This window comes from Mycobacterium sp. (assembly GCF_040509115.1).
GTDB lineage: Bacteria > Actinomycetota > Actinomycetes > Mycobacteriales > Mycobacteriaceae > Mycobacterium.
In genome coordinates this window covers 12,953-31,926 of sequence record NZ_JBEVLO010000306.1, presented here as the reverse complement: position 1 = coordinate 31,926, position 18,974 = coordinate 12,953, and the positions used below count along the sequence as shown (strand labels likewise).

Below are 18,974 nucleotides of genomic sequence, written 5' to 3'. Positions count from 1 at the left end.
CACTGAAGGACGACCATGAAAATCGGAGCAACGACGACGACCGGTTGGAGGGCGACCATCGCGGTCGCCATGTCCAACTACATCGAGGCGGGGTCGATCATCGCGATCGCGACCAGCCTCGCGTTCTGGCAGGCCGAGTTCGGCATCAGCAACTTCGCGGTCGGGCTGCTCGCCGCCCTGAGCGCCAACGCCTTCGGCGCGGCCATCGGTGCGATCCTCGGTGGTCCGCTGTGTGATCGCTTCGGCCGCAAGGCGATCTACACCTACGACCTGCTGGTCTACATGGTCGGCGTGCTGTTGGCCGCCTTCGCCGTCAACTACACGATGCTGTTGGCCGCCTTCATCATCACCGGCGTCGCCGTCGGTGCAGGCGTGCCCGCGTCGTGGACCTACATCGCCGAGCAGGCGCCGTCGGACGGGCGCGCCAAGCACGTCGGCACCGCGCAGCTGGCCTGGTCGATCGGCCCGCTGATCGGCTTCGGCCTCGCCGCCGCGCTGGCCCCGATGGGTCTGCTGGGCTCGCGGCTGATCTTCGGCCACCTGTTCGTCGTCGCCGCCGTGGTCTGGTGGGTGCGGCAAGGCCTGGCGGAGTCGAAGATCTGGACCGAGGAGGGGCAACGGGAACCGGAGGGGGTAGCCAACGCGGTCGGGCTGCGTGGCCTGCGCGGCCTGTTCTCCCGCAGGGTCAACATCTCCGCGCTGCTGTTCCTCGGCGGCATCTACCTGTTCTGGAACACCGTCGCGGGCCAGGCGGGCATCTTCATGCCCCGCGTCTACGACACCGCCGGCCTGCACAGTCCCGTCGCGCAGAACCTGCTGCAGGTGCTGGTGTGGGGATGCACGGTGGCCGCCACCTACTTCGGTTTCATGCGCTACGGCGACAAGATGTCGCAGCGGCTGCTCTACGCGATCGGCGCCGCGCTGGGCATCGTCGGGTGGATCGTCCTGGTGGCGTTCACCGACAGCGGGGTGCCGACGATGCTGGTGTTCGCGGTCCTGTGGGGTGTGTCGGCAGGCATCGGAGCTCAGGCGTTCTACAGCCTCTGGGCCAGTGAGATGTTCGCGACGCCGTATCGGGCCAGCGCGCAGGGCGTCATGTTCTGCGTGGTGCGCAGCTTCACCGGACTGCTGAGCTACTTCTTCCCGACGCTGCTGGTCGCCATCGGCCTCACCGGCGTCGGCCTGCTGCTCATCGGGCTCCTGACGGTGGCACTGGTGATCGGCGCCGTATGGGCGCCCGAGACCAGGGGAAAGACATTGCAACAGATCGAGGTCGAACGCTACGGCGACGAGGCGAGCGAAGCGACGGGGAATGATGGAGTGGAGAGCGCCGCGCCCCAAACGGAGGTATCCGCATGAACGCCCTACTCGACAACCTGGCCATCGAACTGCCCTCTTGGGCGTTCGGCAACTCCGGGACGCGGTTCAAGGTGTTCGGCACGCCCGGCACGCCGCGCACCATCGAGGAGAAGATCGCCGACGCCGCGACCGTGCACCGGTTCACCGGCATGGCGCCGACGGTCGCGCTGCACATCCCATGGGACAAGGTCGACGACTACGGCGCCCTCGGCGCCTACGCCGCCGAGCAGGGGGTGAGGCTGGGCACCATCAACTCCAACACCTTCCAGGACGACGACTACAAGTTCGGCAGCCTGACCCACGTCGACAAGACGGTGCGGCAGAAGGCCATCGACCATCACCTGGCCTGCATCGAGATCATGGACCAGACCGGATCGCAGGATCTCAAGATCTGGCTTGCCGACGGCACCAACTACCCCGGCCAGGGCGACATCCGCGGCAGGCAGGACCGGCTGGCGGACTCGTTGGCGGCGATCTACCAGCACATCGGTGAAGGTCAGCGAATGGTGTTGGAGTACAAGTTCTTCGAGCCGGCGATGTACATGACCGACGTGCCCGACTGGGGTACGTCGTACGCGCAGGTCTCCGCGCTCGGCGAACGCGCCAAGGTGTGCCTCGACACCGGTCACCATGCGCCAGGCACCAACATCGAATTCATCGTCGCGCAGCTGCTACGGCTGAACAAGCTGGGTTCGTTCGACTTCAACTCGCGGTTCTACGCCGACGACGACCTGATCGTCGGGGCGGCGGATCCGTTCCAGCTGTTCCGCATCATGTTCGAGGTGATCCGCGGCGGCGGGCTAGGTACCAGTGGGAAAGGCACCGAGAGTGACCTTGCGCTGATGCTGGACCAGTGCCACAACGTCGAGGCCAAGATCCCCGGCCAGATCCGCTCGGTGCTCAACGTCGCCGAGATGACCGCACGGGCGTTGTTGGTCGACACCGACGCGCTCGCCGCAGCGCAGGAGGAGGCTGACGTGTTGGGCGCCAACGAGATCTTCATGGACGCCTTCTACACCGACGTCCGTCCGACCATGGCGCAGTGGCGCACCGACCGAGGCCTGCCAGAGAACCCGATGCGCGCATTCGCAGAATCGGGCTACCAAGACACCGTCAACGCCGCCCGAGTCGGCGGCACCCAGTCCAGTTGGGGAGCGTGAGGGGACATCATGACCAACTCCACCGTTAGCGAGCTGATCGCCAGGTCCAACCGGCTCGGCGCCGACCCGAAGAACACCAACTACGCCGGCGGCAACACCTCGGCCAAGGGCACCGACGTCGACCCGGTCACCGGTGCGCCGGTGGACCTGTTGTGGGTCAAGGGATCCGGGGGAGACCTCGGCACCCTGAAGGAGAACGGACTGGCCGTGCTGCGGCTGGACCGGATGCGCGCCCTGGTCGACGTGTACCCCGGCGTCGAGCGCGAGGACGAGATGGTCGCCGCGTTCGACTACTGCCTGCACGGCCGCGGCGGCGCCGCACCGTCCATCGACACCGCGATGCACGGCCTGGTCGACGCCAACCACGTCGACCACCTGCACCCCGACTCGGGCATCGCCCTGGCGACCGCCGCCGACGGCGAAGCGCTGACCAAGCAGATCTTCGGTGACCGCGTGGTGTGGATTCCGTGGCGCAGGCCCGGTTTTCAGCTCGGCCTCGACATCGCCGAGATCAAGAAGCGCAACCCGCAGGCCATCGGCACCATCCTCGGCGGCCACGGCATCACCGCGTGGGGTGAAACGTCGGCCGAGGCCGAGGCGTACTCCCTGGAGATCATCGACACCGTGCAGCGGTACATCGACGCGAACGGGCGACCGCAGCCCTTCGGTGCGCCTTTGGACGGTTATGGCGCACTGCCCGATGCGCAGCGTCGCGCCAAGGCCGCCGAACTGGCCCCGTTCATCCGCGGCCTGGCCTCGGCGGACAAGCCCCAGGTTGGCCACTTCACCGACGACCCGCGGGTGCTGGAATTCCTTGCCAGCAGCGAACATCCGCGACTGGCCGCACTAGGCACCAGCTGCCCGGACCACTTCCTGCGCACCAAGGTCAAGCCGATGGTGCTCGACCTGCGGGCCGACACCTCCGTCGAGGACGCCAAGGCCAGGCTGACCGAGCTGCACGAGGCCTACCGCGCCGACTACCAGGCGTACTACGACCGACACGCCTCGGCTGACAGCCCGGCGATTCGCGGTGCCGACCCGGCGATCGTGCTCATCCCCGGCGTCGGAATGTTCAGCTACGGCAAGGACAAGCAGACCGCCCGGGTGGCAGGCGAGTTCTACCTCAACGCCATCAACGTGATGCGCGGCGCAGAGTCCATCTCCACGTACGCCCCCATCGACGAGGCGGAGAAGTTCCGCATCGAGTACTGGGCGCTCGAGGAGGCGAAGCTCGCGCGGATGCCCAAGCCCAAGCCGCTGGCCACCCGCATCGCCCTCGTCACGGGAGCGGCGTCGGGTATCGGCAAGGCCATCGCGGAACGTCTGGCCGCCGAGGGCGCGTGCGTCGTCATCGCCGACCTGGACGCCGAGAAGGCCAGTGCCGCAGCCGAACAGATCGGCACCACCGACGTGGCGATCGGGATCGCGGCGGACGTGACCGACGAGGCGGCCGTGCAGGCCGCGATCGACGCCACCGTGCTGGCGTTCGGCGGCATCGACATCGTCGTCAACAACGCGGGTCTCTCGCTGTCCAAGTCGCTATTGGAGACCACGGCCGCGGACTGGGATCTGCAGCACAACGTAATGGCCCGAGGTTCGTTCCTGGTGTCGAAGGCCGCGGCGCGCGCGTTGATCGACCAGAAGCTGGGCGGCGACATCATCTACATCTCGTCGAAGAACTCGGTGTTCGCCGGTCCCAACAACATCGCCTACTCGGCGACCAAGGCCGATCAGGCCCACCAGGTGCGGCTGCTGGCCGCCGAGCTCGGCGAGCACGGCGTCAAGGTCAACGGCATCAACCCCGACGGCGTGGTGCGCGGCTCGGGCATCTTCGCAGGCGGGTGGGGTGCCAAGCGGGCCGCGGTGTACGGCGTTCCCGAGGAGGAGCTCGGCGCCTACTACGCACAGCGCACCCTGCTCAAACGCGAAGTGCTGCCGGAGAACATCGCGAACGCGGCGTTCGCCCTGTGCACGTCGGACTTCTCGCACACTACGGGGCTGCACGTGCCGGTGGACGCAGGCGTCGCGGCGGCCTTCTTGCGATGAGCACCCGCACGTTCGTCGCGGTCGACCTGGGCGCCACCAGCGGCCGGGTGATGTTGGCCGACGTCGGTCCCGGGTCGCTGGAGATGCGCCAGCTCAATCGGTTCGCCAACGATCCCGTGTACCTGTGGAACGGCAAGCGCACCGCCATGCACTGGGACCTCCCCGGACTGTTCGCCAACGTGTGCGCCGGGCTCGCGGAGGCTGGCCGGGCGGCTCCGGACGTGACGAGCGTCGGCGTGGACTCTTGGGCCGTCGACTACGGCCTGCTGCGCGAGGGCAAGCTGCTCGGCCTGCCCTACAACTACCGCGATGCGCGGTGCGCCGCGGGCGCCGACTCCGTACACGCCACGCTGAGCCAGGAGCAGATCTTCGCCCGAAACGGGCTGCAGTTCCTCAACTTCAACACGATGTTCCAGCTGGCCGCCGACAAGGCCGACGGTCTGCTGCACCTCGCCGACTCCGCCCTCCTGGTGCCCGATCTGATCGGTTACTGGCTGACGGGGCGGATGGCCACGGAACGCACCAACGCCTCGACGACCGGTCTGCTTGGCATCGACGGGCGGTGGGACGACGAGCTGGAAACGCTTCTCGGACTGCCCGCCGGGCTGTTCCCCACGCTGGCCGAACCCGGCGCCGAGCTCGGGCACGTGTTGCCCGATCTTGCCGAGCGGGTTGGTCTTCCGGCCGGGCTGCTGGTCAGCACGGTGGCGTCCCACGACACCGCATCGGCGGTGGTGGCGATTCCCATGCGGGCGGAGTCGGCGGCCTACATCTCCTGCGGGACGTGGGCCCTGGTCGGCGTCGAGTTGACCGGACCCGTGGTCGACGAGGCGGCGCGGTCGGCCAACTTCACCAACGAGGTGGGTGCGGACGGAAGAATCCGATTCCTGCGCAACGTGATGGGCATGTGGGTGCTCAGCGAGTCGGTCCGGCACTGGGAGCGGGACGGATCGCGCGTCGACCTGCCCCTGCTGTTGAAGCAGGCCGCCGAGTGCCCGCCACCCGTCGACGTGTTCGACGCCGACGATCCCCGCTTCGTCGAGCCCGGTGATCTGCCCGCTCGCATCCGAGACTGGTACGCCGACCACGACCTGCCCGCGCCGGAAGGACGCCCGGAGATGGCGCGCGCGATCGTCGAGAGTCTGGCCGCCGGGTTCGCCAGAGGCGTCGAGCAAGCGGCCGCGCTGTCCGGGGTCCCCGTCGACACCGTCCACCTGGTCGGGGGCGGCGCCAAGAACCGGCTGCTGTGCCAGCTGGTCGCCGATCGGGTCGGCAGGCCGGTGGTCGCCGGGCCCGTCGAGGCCACGGCCATCGGTAACGTATTGATCCAGGCCCGCGCGCACGGCGTGCTGGACGGTGGTCTGGACGACCTCCGTGCCAGCATGGCCGCCGCGCTGTCCACTGAACGTTTCGAACCGCAACGAACCCCGGCCGGAAGGGCTTGACTGTCATGAACCAAAGGGTGAAGCGACGCCTCCCAAATCGGCACGATCTCGCGCCGCTGATGCAGTTCAAGAAGCCCGAGTTCGACGCCACGAAGCGCAGGCTCGACAAGGCGCTGACGATCGAGGACCTGCGCCGCATCGCCAAGCGCCGCACCCCGCGGGCGGCGTTCGACTACACCGACGGGTCGGCGGAGGCGGAGCTGTCGATCACCCGCGCCCGCCAGGCGTTCGCCGACGTCGAGTTCCATCCGGCGATCCTTCGCGACGTGTCGAAGGTCAGTACCGGATGGGACGTCCTCGGCGCACCGGTGAGCATGCCCTTCGGGATCGCACCGACCGGGTTCACCAGGATGATGCAGACCGAGGGCGAGATCGCGGGCGCACACGCCGCGGCCAAGGCGGGCATCCCGTTCTCGCTGTCGACGATGGGTACCACGGCCATCGAAGAGGTCAAGGCGGCCAACCCATTGGGCCGCAACTGGTTTCAGCTGTACATGTGGAAGGATCGCGACCGTTCGATGGCGCTCGTCGAGCGTGCGGTGGCGGCAGGTTTCGACACCCTTCTGGTGACCGTCGACGTGCCCGTCGCGGGGGCACGGCTGCGGGACAAGCGCAACGGGATGTCCATTCCGCCCGCGCTGACGTTGCGCACCATCGCCAACGCGTTGCCGCGACCCCAGTGGTGGATCGACTTCCTGACCACCGAGCCGCTTGCCTTCGCGTCGCTGGACCGGTGGTCGGGCACCGTGGCCGAGCTTCTCGACACGATGTTCGATCCGACGGTGACGTTCGACGACCTCGCCTGGATCAAGTCGCAGTGGCCGGGCAAGTTCGTCGTGAAGGGCGTCCAAACGGTCGCCGACGCGCGGGCCGTCACCGACCTCGGCGTCGACGCCGTCCTGCTGTCGAATCATGGTGGCCGACAGCTTGATCGGGCGCCGATACCGTTCCACCTGCTTCCCGCGGTGGTGAAGGAGGTCGGCAAGGACACCGAGGTCCATCTGGACACCGGGATCATGTCGGGTGCCGACGTGGTGGCTGCGGTCGCCATGGGAGCGCGCTTCACCCTGATCGGTCGCGCCTACCTGTACGGTCTGATGGCCGGCGGCGAGGCCGGGGTCAACCGGGCCATCGAGATCCTGTCGGGTCAGGTGGAGCGCACCATGCGGCTGCTCGGGGTGACGTGTCTCGAAGAGCTGACGCCAGCGCACGTCACGCAGTTGGTGCGGCTGGCGCCGCGGTCACTGTCGGGTGCAACGGGGGAGTAGACCCCCATGGCGGTCGGAATCCGCGAGGTGGCGGCTGCGGCATCGGTGTCGGTGGGCACGGTGTCCAACGTGCTCAACGCACCCGACCGGGTCGCACCTGCCACGGTGGCGAGGGTTCACGCCGCCATCGAGCGGTTGGGCTTCGTCCGCAACGACGCCGCACGGCAACTGCGGGCAGGCCAGTCGCGGTGCGTCGGGCTGCTGGTGCTGGACGTGGGCAACCCATTCTTCACCGACGTGGCACGATCCGCGGAAAGGCAGGCGGCGCAGAGCAATCTGGTGGTGCTGCTCGGCACCTCCGACGACGATCCCCAGCGCGAGCGCGCCTATCTGGAGACCTTCGACGAACAGCGGGTGTTCGGTCTGCTGATCTCGCCGGTGAGCGAGGATCTCACCCGCCTGCACGCCCTGGCTGGTCGCGGTGTGCCGGTGGTGCTCGTCGACCGCGACGGCGCGGGCACCCCGTTCGCCTCCGTTGCCGTCGACGACGTCGCCGGTGGCCGGCTCGCGGTCGATCACCTGTGCAGTCAGGGCCGAAGGCGGATCGCGTACGTCGGTGGGCCGGACGGGCTGAGGCAGGTGGCCGATCGCCTCGCAGGTGCGCGTGACGCGGTGGCCGAGCATCCCGGCGCCGCCCTGGAAGTCATCCCCACCGACGAGCTCAGCGTGCTTGCGGGCCGGGCGGTGGGGGAGCGGCTGTGCGCGCTGCCCGCGGGTCGCCGCCCCGACGCCGTGTTCTGCGCCAACGATCTGTTGGCCATCGGGATGCTGCAGGCGCTGACGATGAATGGCGCGAACGTGCCAGGCGACATCGCGCTGATCGGTTACGACGACATCGACTTCGCCAGGTCGGCGATGGTTCCGCTGTCCTCCATTCGGCAGCCGAGCGCGGACATCGGCAAGACGGCGATCGAGCTGCTGCTCGAAGCGCCGGCAGGCCAGCCCAGGCACGTCGTGTTCCGCCCCGAGCTGGTCGCCCGCGCCTCGACTGCTACTTGATGGTGTACCCGCCGTCGATCACCAAGTCGGCGCCGTTGACCATGGCTGCCGCGCCGGAGGCGAGGAACACCGCGGCAGCGGCGATTTCGTCGGGATAGGCGAACCGTCCGGTGGGGATCAGCTTCTTGAGCGCGTCACCCTTGGGGTTGTCCCACGCCTTGATTCCGAGGTCGGTGAGCACGACCGTCGGGGAGATGCTGTTGACCCGTACCCCGCGACCCGCCCATTCCGTGGCAAGGACCTTGGTTATTCCGACGACGCCGAACTTGGACGCGCAGTAGGCGACGTGCTCGTCGATAGCGACGCTGGCCGCCTGCGACGCCATGTTGACGATGGCTCCTCGGCCGGCCGCCAGCATGTGCCGTCCGACCGTCTGGCACATCAGGAACGTGCCCTTGAGGTTGATGGCGATCGTGGAGTCCCAGTCGGCCTGTGACAGTTCCTCGGCGGGCGCGAGTCGCGCGATGCCCGCGCTGTTGACCAGGACGTCGATGCGGCCGAACTCGGCGATGGTGGCGTCGACGGCCGCGGTGACGGACTCGGGATCGGCGACGTTGCAACCGAATCCGCGGCTGCCAGGCAGCCCGTCCGCGAGCTCCACGGCACCGGTCTCATTCAGGTCGACGACCGCGACCCGGGCGCCCTTGGTGGAGAACGCCGTCGCGATGGCCGCGCCGATGCCGGATGCGCCGCCCGTCACCAACGCCACCAGGCCGTCGAGACTGAAGTCGAAATCCACTACCGGCGGCGATGTTTCGGGCATGCTCATCTCTCCTTTGATGTGAGTCGGGTTCAGTCGAGAACCGAGGCGGCGATGTCGATGTCGGTGACGAGTGAGGACACCAACCCGGACAGCAGGACCGCCTTGGTGGCGGCGGCCTTCTCCTTGCCCGCCGCGATGGCGATCCTAGTGGGGATCGCACGAAGGACGCTCTCGTCGATCCCCATTCGGCGCTCGTCGAGGCCAGCGATGCGGGTGCCGTCGGCGTCCATCAGCAGCGCGCAGGTCTCACCGCAAACACCTGCTGCGGCAAGGGCTTCCTGCTCGTCGGGGGTCAACGACTCGTAGACCTGGGAGGCGCCTGCGGTCCACGCGCCAACCGAGACGATGGCGCAGCTGACACCGGCCTGGCGCGCGATGGTGTCGCGGATTTGGAGGTTGTCCCCGAGGCTCTGTGCCGTGCGCGCATCGGTGACGACGAGAGGCGCGTACAGCGGCCAGGATTCGCCGCCGCTGACCTCGCTGATGCGCCGCACCAGATCGGTGCCATTGGAGGTGATGGTGCCCGCCATTCCCGTCAATTGCACGACGTCGCAACGAGGTAACGACGTGAGGTACGGCGCGATGTGCGTGAGGGTTCGGCCGCAGTCGACGCCGACGACGTCGCCGTCGCGCAGGATCGACTGCAGCAGGTCGGCCATCGCCCGCGCCACGGCGTCGACGTGGTCGGCGGCATTGCTCGAGTCGGCCGTCACCGCATAGGCGTGCTCGAGGCCGTACCGCTTCTGAAGTGCGGTCGAGAGTTCGACGTCGATCGAGCCGGGATTGTGGATCTTGATCTCGACCATCCCCGACTCGATCGCCTCGTCGAGCATCCTGGCCACCTTGAACCGGGACAGCCCGAATTCCTCGGCGATCTGGATTCGTGTTCGTCCCTCCAGGTAGTACCGACGGGCGATGACCGCGCGCTGGAACAGCTCGTCGGGCCCCATAGATCGCCTCCCGTGGATTGCGAGCCGCTAGGCTCCCCAGTCGCCGCACATATGTGCAGCTGCGTTGACATGTGAGCATAAGCATTGCATGATCCACATCACAAAGGAACACATGAGTACTGGGGCTAACAGATGAGCAGCGACGACGAAGGGCTGGCCACCTCGGCCACGTCCGCCGGATCCCGTTCGCTCACGTCCGCCGGATCCCGTTCGCTCCTCACGTCCGCGGTCATGGGTGTCGATTCGTCCACCCAATCGTGCAAGGTCGAGATCCGGGATCTGACCAGCGGCAGGCTCCTCGGCTCCGGTTCCGCGCCCCATCCGCCCGCCTTCCCGCCGTGCAGCGAGCAGCACCCCGGTGATTGGGTCAGCGCGTTCATCGCCGCGGCCCGGCAAGCGATCGCACGATGTGAGCAGCGCCCCGAGATCAAGGCGATCTCGGTGGCCGCCCAGTGCCACGGGCTGGTGCTCCTTGACGATCGCGGCGAGGTACTGCGCGCCGCCAAGCTCTGGAACGACACCACCGGCGCTCCCAACCTGGCCCGCCTCGTCGACCGCATCGGCGCCCGCCGCTGGGTGATGCGCATCGGCTCGCTCCCGACGGCGGCCTTCACCATCGCCAAGCTGGCCTGGGTCGCCGAACACGAACCCGGCCTGCTCGAGCGGGTGGGCACCATCCTGCTGCCCCACGACTACCTCACCTACTGGCTCACCGGCGAGGCCGTGACCGACCGGTCCGAGGCGTCGGGCACCGGCTACTTCGACGCCACCGACGGGCAGTGGATTACGTCGTATCTGGAACTTGCTGCCGGCGACCGCAATTGGGCCGCCAAGCTGCCTACGGTCCTCGGCCCCACCGACTGTGCGGGCACGGTGCGCCCCGAAAGGGCCGCCGAACTCGGCATCGGGGACGGCGTGTTGGTCGGGGCGGGTGGCGGTGACCAACACGCCGCCTACCTCGGTCTCGGCCTGACCGACGGCGATCAGTACTTCAGCATCGGCACCTCGGGCGTGGTGGCGACGTCCTCACGGGGCCCGGTGTTCGACACCACCGGCGCCGTCGACGGGGTCGCCGACATGACCGGCGGCTACCTGCCACTGATGAGCACGCTCAACGCCGCCAGGGTCGTCGACCGCGCCGCCGTCCTGCTTGGCACCGACCTGGCCGGCATCTCCGAGCTGGCCCTCGCGGCAGGCCCAACGCAGGGTCCGGTCCTGGTGCCGTTCCTCGACGGGGAGCGCACACCCGACCGACCGGACGCGCACGGCGCCTTCGTGGACATCACCTCCCAGACCACCCGCGAGGAGATCGCCCGGTCCTTCGTGGAGGGACCGCTGCTGTCACTGCTGTCCGGCCGCGACAGCCTGCGGGCGTGCGGCGTCGAACTCGGCGGTGTCGCAACGGCCGTCGGCGGGGGCGCCCGATCACCCGCGACCCTGCAGCTGCTCGCCGACCTGCTGGGAGAGGAAGTCACCGTGCCCGACGTCGAAGAGGCCACCGCCCGCGGCGCCTGCATCCAGGCGGCCGCCGTCGCGTCGCGCGCCGACCGCGCGGGCCTGGTCGACCTGGCCAAGCGGTGGACGCCGGACGCGCGCGTGCGGGTCGCCCCCCGCAAGCACGGCAGGAACCTCTCCGCCCTGCGGACGCGGTGGGCCAAGGTTGCCGAGTCGCCGCTGATCGACTCACCCATGCCAGAAGGGGGCCCGCTGTGACGGGTCTCGCGGCGTGGTGCAGCAACTTCCCCGGGACCGTGGCGGGGTCCGTCTATGCCGCCCCGGGCTCCCGGGTACAGGCCGCGGAGTGCCTCGCCGACGGCGGCCTCGACGTGCACGTCGACGTGATGGCCGCCTCCGAGGGACTGCCCGCGGGCGTGAGTCTTGCCGACCTGCAGATGATCTCGTCCGTCGTCGACAGGCAGCGCATCGGCGTGCACGTGATCGGGTCGGCCGACTTCGCCGACAGCGTGCTGCCGAAGATCCTTGCGCTGCAACCCGGAGTCGTCTTCTTGCCGTGGCACGCCTTCACCACCGAGCGGGCCAACGCGATTCGCACGGCCGGGGGCGAGGCGTGGATCGCCGTATGGCGGGAGTGGGACGGCCTGGACGACCCGCACTTCCCCGCCGACCCGGACGGCGTTCTGGTCATGCTCATCGAACCCGGCAGCCGTGACCGATGCCGACTGGACCGACTCGGTCTGGTCACCGCCTGCACCACCCAGTTCCCCCATCTGCCCGTCGCCGTCGACGGCGGCGTGACCGAGGAGATCGCACCCCTGTGCGCGGCGGCCGGCGTCCGCCAGATGATCGTCGGCCGGGCCCTTCTCACCTCCGAACGAAAGGAAGCAATGTGACTGAGACAGTCCTTCCCACCTCCTCCATGCGCGCGAGCGTGATGACGGGCGTCCGCGAACTTCAGATCGAGGACCGGCCGGTGCCGACGCCGAAACCTCACGAGGTTCTCGTCGAGGTTGCCGCGGTGGGCGTCTGCGGCTCCGACGTGCACTACTACCGTCACGGCCGGATTGGCGACTTCGTCGTCGAAGACCCGATGATCCTGGGCCACGAGCTGTCCGGGCGCATCGCAGCCGTAGGTGAGAAGGTGGACCCGAGCCGGGTTGGCCAACGCGTCGCCGTCGAACCGCAGCACCCGTGCCGGCGCTGCAAGCAGTGCACCGCGGGCCGCTACAACCTGTGCCCCTACATGGAGTTCTACGCCACGCCGCCGATCGACGGCGCGTTCTGCCGCTACGTCACCATCGACGCCGAATTCGCCCACCCCGTACCGGATTCCATGTCCGATGACGCGGCCGCGCTCCTCGAGCCGCTGTCGGTCGCCGTCACAACGATGCGCAAGGCTCACGTGCAACCGGGTAGCTCCATCCTCATCGCCGGGGCCGGGCCCATCGGAATCATGTGCGCACAAGCCGCGCGGGCCTTCGGCGCGGCGCGCATCGTGGTGTCCGATCTGCTGCAGTCACGGCGGGAAGCCGCCTTGCGCTTCGGCGCCACCGAGGTGCTCGATCCGATGGCAGACGACGTCGCCGCACTCACCCCCCAGGTCGACGCCTTCGTCGACGCCAGTGGCGCCGCCCCCGCGGTGGTCAGCGGCATCAAGGCGGTCGGCCCAGCCGGGCACGTCGTGCTGGTCGGCATGGGTTCCGGCGACTACGCGCTGCCCATCGGCTACATCCAGAACATGGAGATCAACGTCACCGGGGTGTTCCGATACACCGACACCTGGCCCGCCGCAATCCATCTGGTGACCTCCGGTGCCGTCGACCTCGACGCGATGGTGACCGGCCGCTACGACCTCGAACACGTTGCCGACGCGTTGGACAGCGACACCGACCCGGCAAGCCTCAAGTCAATCGTCGTCCCCAAATGAAGGAGAGTGCCCTAGTGAGTGCCCGTTCACCGTTCGATCTGACCGGCCGCACCGCGCTGGTCACGGGCGGAAACCAAGGCCTCGGAAAGGCGTTCGCCTTCGGGCTCGCCCAGGCCGGGGCCACGGTCGCGATCTCCGGCCGCAGCGCCGAGCGCAACGAGAAGACGGCGGCCGAGGCATTGGAAAGCGGAGTGGCGGGGTTCCACCCGATCACCGCCGACATCACGAATCGGGCCGACGTCGACCGGATGACCACCGAGGCCATCGAGGCGCTCGGCCACATCGACATTCTGGTGAACAACGCGGGCACCTGCTACCACAACGAGTCGTGGGACGTCACCGAACAGGAGTGGGACGACGTCTTCGACCTGAACGTCAAGGCGCTGTGGACGTGTTCCTTGGCGGTGGGCGCGCACATGCGGGAACGCGGTTCGGGGTCGGTGGTCAACATCGGGTCGATGTCCGGTTTGATCGTCAACCGTCCGCAGATGCAGCCCGCGTACAACGCGTCCAAGGCTGCGGTGCACCATCTCACCAAATCGCTTGCCGCTGAATGGGCTCCGCTGGGCATCCGGGTCAACGCCGTCGCTCCTGGCTACTGCAAGACCGAGATGGCGCCCGTGGACCGGCCCGATCTCAAGCGTTACTGGATCGACGACGCCCCGCAGCAGCGGTACGCGATGCCGGAGGAGATCGCCCCCAGCGTGGTCTTCCTCGCCAGCGACGCCGCCTCGTTCATCACCGGTTCCGTCCTGGTCGCCGACGGGGGGTACACCGCATGGTGAACCCGGCCGAACCCGGTGTGAACCGCCGCGTCGTCGTGAACTCCATCGACGACGTGGTGTTCGAGAGCGTGGCCGAGGACGAGCCCGCGGCCGGTGAGGTCCGCATCCGCGGCACGGCCGTCGGGATCTGTGGTTCGGATACCCATGCGGCGTGCGGCCACCATCCGTTCATCGACCTGCCCTACCGCCCCGGCCACGAGGTGATCGGCGTCGTCGACGCAGTGGGCGCCGGAGTCGACGACTCCTGGGTCGGCACCCGGGTGGTCGTCGAACCGAACCTGGCCTGTGGCCACTGCACGCAGTGCCTCGCGGGTAGGTACAACATCTGCGCCGAACTGCTGGTACTGGGCTGCCAGACTCCTGGTGGCCTGGCTGACAGCTTCACGGTGGCCGTCGACCGAGTCATCGCGCTGAGTCCCGAGCTCGACGACGACCACGCGATCCTGATCGAACCGCTCGCCACCCCCGTTCACGCCGTACGCCGGGCCGCCGAGGCGGTCGGCGATCTACGCGATCGCCCCGTCGTGGTGATCGGAGCGGGCCCCATCGGACTGTTCGTGCTGCTGGCCCTGCGCGACGCGGGTGCCAACGTGGTGGTGGCCGACCTGCTGGCATCCAAGCGAGAGAGAGCCGAACGGCTCGGCGCAGTGGGGACGTTCGACCCGACGGCTGCCGATGCCGTCGAGTCCGCACTGGCTCTCCTCGGTGGACCCGCCGCCGTCGTGATCGACTGCGTGTCAAGGGAGAGTTCGGTCGCGCAGGCGGTCGATCTCGTCGACAAGGGCGGCGCCATCATGATCGTCGGCGTCGCCTCCGGTGCGGTTCCCGTGCGGCTCGACCTGATCCAGGATCGCGAACTGGCCCTGATCGGCAACCTGATGTACGTCCGCGAGGACTACGCCGCCGCGATCGACCTGCTGGCCTCAGGGGCGGTGCCCATCGATGAGATCATCACGGCGCGTTACGACTTCGAGCACTCCGCAGATGCGTTCAGCGCTTCGATGGATGCGGAGAACGTCAAGGTCGTCGTCACCCTGGGCGGCCGCGACGAGGCTCCGGTCTCGGTGGGCGCCACTTCGACGAGGAGTCTTCCATGAGCTCAGCCATCCTCGAATGTGCCGACATCACCAAGAGTTTCGGTGGCGTACCGGTGCTCAAGGGCATCACGCTTGATCTGGAGCCCGGCACGGTCACCGCACTGGCCGGTGAGAACGGCGCGGGCAAGTCGACACTGATGAAGATCGTCAGCGGTCAGTACAGCGCCGACTCCGGCGAGGTGTCGGTGCAGGGCACCCACCTCGCGCCCGGCAATCCGCGCGACGCCGTCCGCCACGGCGTGGCGATCGTGCCGCAGGAGTTGGCGTCGATCGAGGACATGACGGTCTACGAAAACCTTTTCGTAGGACGGGAATTGCGGCGTGGGCCGTTCCTGAACCGTCGGGCGATGATCGCCGAGGCCAAGGAGACCCTGTCGGCCTTCGACGTGGCCATCTCGCCGACCGCGCGGATGGGCAGCCTGCCCGTCGGTCTCCGGCAGATCGTGGAGATCGTCAAGGCCGCCCGCACCGGCGCACAGGTCGTCATGCTCGACGAACCCACCTCCGCCATCTCCGAGCGTGAGGTCGAGGGCCTGTACGGGATCGTGCGTCGGCTGCGGGATCACGGCGTGGCGATGGTGTACACCACGCACAAGATGGCCGAGATCCGTGCCATCGCAGACCGCGTCGTCGTGCTCCGCGACGGCGGGCTGATCCTTGACAAGCCACTGACCGACGTGACCGACGACGACATCGTCACCGCGATGATCGGCCGCGAACTCGACGCGCTGTTTCCCGACCGCGTCGAGCCCAAGACGGACCCCGTCCTGGAGATCCGCGACCTGCAGGTGGCCGGCGCCACCGGGCCGGTGTCGTTCTCGGTGAGCTCCGGCGAGATCGTCGGTCTCGCCGGACTGGTCGGTGCGGGCCGAACGGAGTTGTTGGAGGCGATCTTCGGTGCGCACCACACGGTCTCCGGCGACATCCTGGTGCGGGGCAAGAGCGTGAAGCGCAACGCGCCAGCGGCCGCCATCACGGCGGGCATGGCGATGGTTCCAGAAGACCGCAAGATCTCGGGTGTCGTGCTCTCGATGAGCGTGCTCGACAACGGCTCCCTTCCCCGGTTGTCGTCGTTCAGCGTCGCAGGCTGGCTGCGCAGCAAGGCAAGGGGCAAGGCGGTGTCCGACGTGATGAAGTCGGTACGCCTGCGCAGCAATGGGATGGGCCAGCTCGTCGGCACCCTGTCGGGCGGAAATCAGCAGAAGGTGGTGTTGGCCCGGTGGCTCACCGGCGAGGTCAACGTCCTGCTGCTCGACGAGCCCACCCGTGGCGTCGACGTCGGTGCGCGAAGCGAGATCTATCGCATCATCACCGAGTTCGCCGAGGCGGGCATGGCGGTGGTGATGGCGTCCTCGGACATGCCCGAGATCATCGGTCTCTCGCACCGCGCCTTCGTGATGCGCGGCGGCGTGTTCGTCGGCGAATTGAACCGTGACGCCCTCGATCATCCCGCCGTGCAGGAATCCGTGTTCCGGATGGCGACCGCGCTGGACGGGCCCGTCCACGTCGACACACCTGCATCAACACCTGAACCACCCACGGCCGAAAAGCGGCACGAGTCACCGGAGGAAACATCGTGACAACGCAAGTCGACGACACCCCGGAGGCCTCTGGCCCTCCGGTGGTCGCGTCTCCCACCACGGGTGAGCCGGTTCGGCTCTTCTCGCGCGAGTGGATCAGCGGCGTGGCGCTGCGCTACTCGATGGTGATCATCATGCTGTTGGTCATCGCGTACTTCAGCTACCGCAGTGCACGATTCGGCACGGTCGACAACCTGGTCACCATCTTGGTCGCGGCCGCCCCGTTCGCGCTCATCGCGCTCGGGCAGACGCTCGTCGTGCTCACCGGAGGCATCGACCTGTCGGTGGGCTCGGTGATCGCGGTGTCCGCCATGGCGGGTGCGGCGACGGCGAAGGCCAATCCCGGCCAGGTGTGGATGACCGTGCTGGTGGCCATGGTCGTCGGCTTGGCGGTGGGTTCCCTGAACGGAATCATGGTGTCGCGCATCAACGTTCCACCGTTCATCGCGACATTGGGCACGCTGACCGCGGGCTCGGGTCTTGCCTATGTGATCGGCGGCGGCGCCCCCATCAACGGCCTACCCGCCGAGTTCGGGTCGATCGCCAACACCAAGATCTTCGGTCTGACGATCCCCGTGCTCGTCATGATCATCGGCATCGTCGTGCTGGCGATCGTGATGAAGCGGACCACCTATGGCATGCGGGTCTACGCCGTCGGCGGCAACCGCAACGCCGCCGAGATCGCCGGCATCAACGCCAAGAACGTGCTGTTCAGCGTGTATGCGTTCTCCGGCCTGCTGGCCGGCATCTCCGGCGTCATGCTGGCCTCCCGCGTCATCTCGGGACCGCCCAACCTCGGGCAGGGTTACGAACTGGACGCCATCGCCGCCGTCGTGATCGGTGGCGCCAGCCTCATGGGTGGTCGCGGCACCATCTGGGGAACGGTGTTGGGTCTGTTCATCATCCAGACACTCAACAACGGTTTGGACATCCTAGTGGTGCCCGCCTACTGGCAGGACGTGATCAAGGGCGTCCTCATCGTCGCGGCCGTGGCCGTCGACGTCTGGTCGACCCGACGACGAACGTGATCGTTTGACCGACAACCAATTCACATCCAACGAACACAACGAGAGTGGGATCAGATGAGACTGACAACGAAGTTCGTCGCCATCGCCTCGGCGGGGGCACTTGCCGTGGGCATGACCGCCTGCGGCGCTGGCGATACCGAGGCCAACAGCGACAAGACCAGGATCGGCGTCTCGGTGTATGACATGAGCTCGTTCATCACCGCGGGCAAGGAGGGGATGGATCAGTACGCCAAGGACAACAACATCGAACTGGTCTGGAACTCGGCCAACCTCGACGTGTCGACCCAGGCCAATCAGGTCGACTCGCTGATCAACCAGGGTGTCGACGCCATCATCGTCGTTCCCGTGCAAGCGGATTCGCTCGGCCCGCAGGTGGCCTCGGCCAAGTCCAAGGGCATCCCGCTGGTCCCGGTCAACGCCGCGCTGGACAGCAAGGACATCGCGGCCAACGTGCAGCCCGACGACGTCAAGGCGGGTGAGCAGGAGATGCAGATGATGGCCGACAAGCTTGGCGGCAAGGGCAACATCGTCGTGCTGCAGGGCCCGCTCGGCCAGTCCGGTGAGCTCGACCGCACGAAGGGCATCAACAACGTGCTGGCCAAGTACCCCGACATGAAGGTGCTGGCGATGGACACCGCCAACTGGAAGCGCGACGAGGCCGTCAACAAGGTGAAGAACTGGATCTCGGGCTTCGGACCGCAGATCAACGGCGTGGTCGCCGAGAACGACGACATGGGTCTTGGTGCCCTTCAGGCGCTGAAGGAAGCCGGCCGCAGCGACGTGCCGATCGTCGGCATCGACGGCATCGAGGACGGCCTGAACGCCGTCAAGAGCGGTGAGTTCATCGGCACCTCGCTGCAGAACGGCACCGTCGAGCTATCCGCGGGCCTGGCCGTCGCGAACGCGCTCGCCAAGAAGGAGCAGGTCAACACCGAGCCCGTGTACATCATGCCTGCGATCACTCAGGAGAACGTCGACGTCGCCATCGAGCACGTCGTCACCAAGCGGGCGGAGTTCCTTGCCGGTCTGTCCGAGCTGACCAAGAAGAACCTCGAGACCGGCGACATCGCCTACGAGGGCATTCCGGGTCAGAAGCAGCCCTGATTCCC

The 18,974-nt window shown here is 67.8% G+C and carries 16 protein-coding genes; 14 read left to right on the top strand and 2 right to left on the bottom strand.

Annotation, left to right across the window (positions count from 1 at the left end):
- Window positions 1-15 precede the first annotated feature (15 nt).
- Genes ABW137_RS21235 through ABW137_RS21210 form a run of 6 tightly spaced genes read left to right on the top strand, consistent with a single transcriptional unit; the run spans window position 16 to window position 8,277 of the window.
- The gene (locus ABW137_RS21235) at window positions 16-1,359 is read left to right on the top strand and encodes an MFS transporter (RefSeq protein ID WP_526403415.1); all 1,344 of its coding nucleotides are present in this window, start codon (window positions 16-18) and stop codon (window positions 1,357-1,359) included.
- Window positions 1,356-2,519 carry an L-rhamnose isomerase gene (gene rhaI / locus ABW137_RS21230; RefSeq protein ID WP_526403414.1) on the top strand — a complete coding sequence of 388 codons (1,164 nt, stop codon included), beginning with the start codon at window positions 1,356-1,358 and terminating at the stop codon, window positions 2,517-2,519. Before ABW137_RS21235 ends, rhaI begins: the two co-directional genes overlap by 4 nt.
- A 9-nt stretch (window positions 2,520-2,528) precedes the next feature.
- Entirely contained in the window at window positions 2,529-4,565 is a 2,037-nt protein-coding gene (locus tag ABW137_RS21225) for a bifunctional aldolase/short-chain dehydrogenase (protein WP_526403413.1), read from the top strand.
- Complete coding sequence (locus ABW137_RS21220; RefSeq protein WP_526403412.1) at window positions 4,562-6,010, top strand: rhamnulokinase; 1,449 nt, start codon at window positions 4,562-4,564, stop codon at window positions 6,008-6,010. The genes ABW137_RS21225 and ABW137_RS21220 overlap by 4 nt, the downstream gene beginning before the upstream one ends.
- Window positions 6,011-6,015: 5 nt before the next feature.
- Window positions 6,016-7,278 carry an alpha-hydroxy acid oxidase gene (locus ABW137_RS21215; RefSeq protein ID WP_526403411.1) on the top strand — a complete coding sequence of 421 codons (1,263 nt, stop codon included), beginning with the start codon at window positions 6,016-6,018 and terminating at the stop codon, window positions 7,276-7,278.
- Window positions 7,279-7,284: 6 nt separating this feature from the next.
- Window positions 7,285-8,277, top strand: a complete 993-nt coding sequence (locus tag ABW137_RS21210; protein WP_526403410.1) for a LacI family DNA-binding transcriptional regulator — start codon at window positions 7,285-7,287, stop codon at window positions 8,275-8,277.
- On the opposite strand, the gene ABW137_RS21205 is transcribed toward ABW137_RS21210, so the two are convergent.
- Together ABW137_RS21205 and ABW137_RS21200 are read right to left on the bottom strand one after the other, a co-directional pair.
- The gene (locus ABW137_RS21205; RefSeq protein WP_526403409.1) at window positions 8,270-9,040 is read right to left on the bottom strand and encodes an SDR family NAD(P)-dependent oxidoreductase; all 771 of its coding nucleotides are present in this window, start codon (window positions 9,038-9,040) and stop codon (window positions 8,270-8,272) included. The genes ABW137_RS21210 and ABW137_RS21205 overlap by 8 nt on opposite strands.
- Window positions 9,041-9,069: 29 nt before the next feature.
- The gene (locus ABW137_RS21200; protein WP_526403408.1) at window positions 9,070-9,990 is read right to left on the bottom strand and encodes a sugar-binding transcriptional regulator; all 921 of its coding nucleotides are present in this window, start codon (window positions 9,988-9,990) and stop codon (window positions 9,070-9,072) included.
- Between the two features lie 132 nt (window positions 9,991-10,122).
- Between ABW137_RS21200 and xylB the strand changes: the two genes are divergently transcribed.
- From xylB to ABW137_RS21160, 8 genes are read left to right on the top strand one after another with little or no spacing between them, the layout of a single operon-like run.
- On the top strand, window positions 10,123-11,703 hold the full coding sequence (xylB, locus tag ABW137_RS21195) for a xylulokinase (protein ID WP_526403407.1): 1,581 nt from the start codon (window positions 10,123-10,125) through the stop codon (window positions 11,701-11,703).
- Window positions 11,700-12,341, top strand: coding sequence for a ribulose phosphate epimerase (locus ABW137_RS21190; RefSeq protein WP_526403406.1), 642 nt, complete (start codon window positions 11,700-11,702; stop codon window positions 12,339-12,341). The genes xylB and ABW137_RS21190 overlap by 4 nt, the downstream gene beginning before the upstream one ends.
- Before the next feature lie 41 nt (window positions 12,342-12,382).
- Entirely contained in the window at window positions 12,383-13,375 is a 993-nt protein-coding gene (locus ABW137_RS21185) for an NAD(P)-dependent alcohol dehydrogenase (RefSeq protein WP_526403434.1), read from the top strand.
- 14 nt (window positions 13,376-13,389) lie between these two features.
- Complete coding sequence (locus ABW137_RS21180) at window positions 13,390-14,160, top strand: SDR family NAD(P)-dependent oxidoreductase (RefSeq protein ID WP_526403405.1); 771 nt, start codon at window positions 13,390-13,392, stop codon at window positions 14,158-14,160.
- Window positions 14,154-15,257 (top strand): zinc-dependent alcohol dehydrogenase, encoded by a 1,104-nt coding sequence (locus ABW137_RS21175; protein WP_526403404.1) that lies wholly within the window; start codon window positions 14,154-14,156, stop codon window positions 15,255-15,257. The genes ABW137_RS21180 and ABW137_RS21175 overlap by 7 nt, the downstream gene beginning before the upstream one ends.
- Window positions 15,254-16,837, top strand: a complete 1,584-nt coding sequence (locus ABW137_RS21170) for a sugar ABC transporter ATP-binding protein (protein WP_526403403.1) — start codon at window positions 15,254-15,256, stop codon at window positions 16,835-16,837. Before ABW137_RS21175 ends, ABW137_RS21170 begins: the two co-directional genes overlap by 4 nt.
- Entirely contained in the window at window positions 16,834-17,865 is a 1,032-nt protein-coding gene (locus ABW137_RS21165; protein WP_526403402.1) for an ABC transporter permease, read from the top strand. The genes ABW137_RS21170 and ABW137_RS21165 overlap by 4 nt, the downstream gene beginning before the upstream one ends.
- A gap of 54 nt (window positions 17,866-17,919) precedes the next feature.
- Window positions 17,920-18,969, top strand: coding sequence for a substrate-binding domain-containing protein (locus tag ABW137_RS21160; RefSeq protein WP_526403401.1), 1,050 nt, complete (start codon window positions 17,920-17,922; stop codon window positions 18,967-18,969).
- The last annotated feature ends 5 nt before the right edge of the window (window positions 18,970-18,974 follow it).

Bases quoted from the DNA above. Each gene is read 5' to 3' on its own strand.
- ABW137_RS21175 (WP_526403404.1), top strand. From the start codon at position 14,154: ATGGTGAACCCGGCCGAACCCGGTGTGAACCGCCGCGTCGTCGTGAAC.
- ABW137_RS21205 (WP_526403409.1), bottom strand. From the start codon at position 9,040: ATGCCCGAAACATCGCCGCCGGTAGTGGATTTCGACTTCAGTCTCGAC.
- ABW137_RS21225 (WP_526403413.1), top strand. From the start codon at position 2,529: ATGACCAACTCCACCGTTAGCGAGCTGATCGCCAGGTCCAACCGGCTC.
- ABW137_RS21170 (WP_526403403.1), top strand. From the start codon at position 15,254: ATGAGCTCAGCCATCCTCGAATGTGCCGACATCACCAAGAGTTTCGGT.
- ABW137_RS21200 (WP_526403408.1), bottom strand. From the start codon at position 9,990: ATGGGGCCCGACGAGCTGTTCCAGCGCGCGGTCATCGCCCGTCGGTAC.
- ABW137_RS21160 (WP_526403401.1), top strand. From the start codon at position 17,920: ATGAGACTGACAACGAAGTTCGTCGCCATCGCCTCGGCGGGGGCACTT.
- ABW137_RS21210 (WP_526403410.1), top strand. From the start codon at position 7,285: ATGGCGGTCGGAATCCGCGAGGTGGCGGCTGCGGCATCGGTGTCGGTG.
- xylB (WP_526403407.1), top strand. From the start codon at position 10,123: ATGAGCAGCGACGACGAAGGGCTGGCCACCTCGGCCACGTCCGCCGGA.
- ABW137_RS21235 (WP_526403415.1), top strand. From the start codon at position 16: ATGAAAATCGGAGCAACGACGACGACCGGTTGGAGGGCGACCATCGCG.
- ABW137_RS21215 (WP_526403411.1), top strand. From the start codon at position 6,016: ATGAACCAAAGGGTGAAGCGACGCCTCCCAAATCGGCACGATCTCGCG.
- ABW137_RS21185 (WP_526403434.1), top strand. From the start codon at position 12,383: ATGACGGGCGTCCGCGAACTTCAGATCGAGGACCGGCCGGTGCCGACG.
- rhaI (WP_526403414.1), top strand. From the start codon at position 1,356: ATGAACGCCCTACTCGACAACCTGGCCATCGAACTGCCCTCTTGGGCG.
- ABW137_RS21220 (WP_526403412.1), top strand. From the start codon at position 4,562: ATGAGCACCCGCACGTTCGTCGCGGTCGACCTGGGCGCCACCAGCGGC.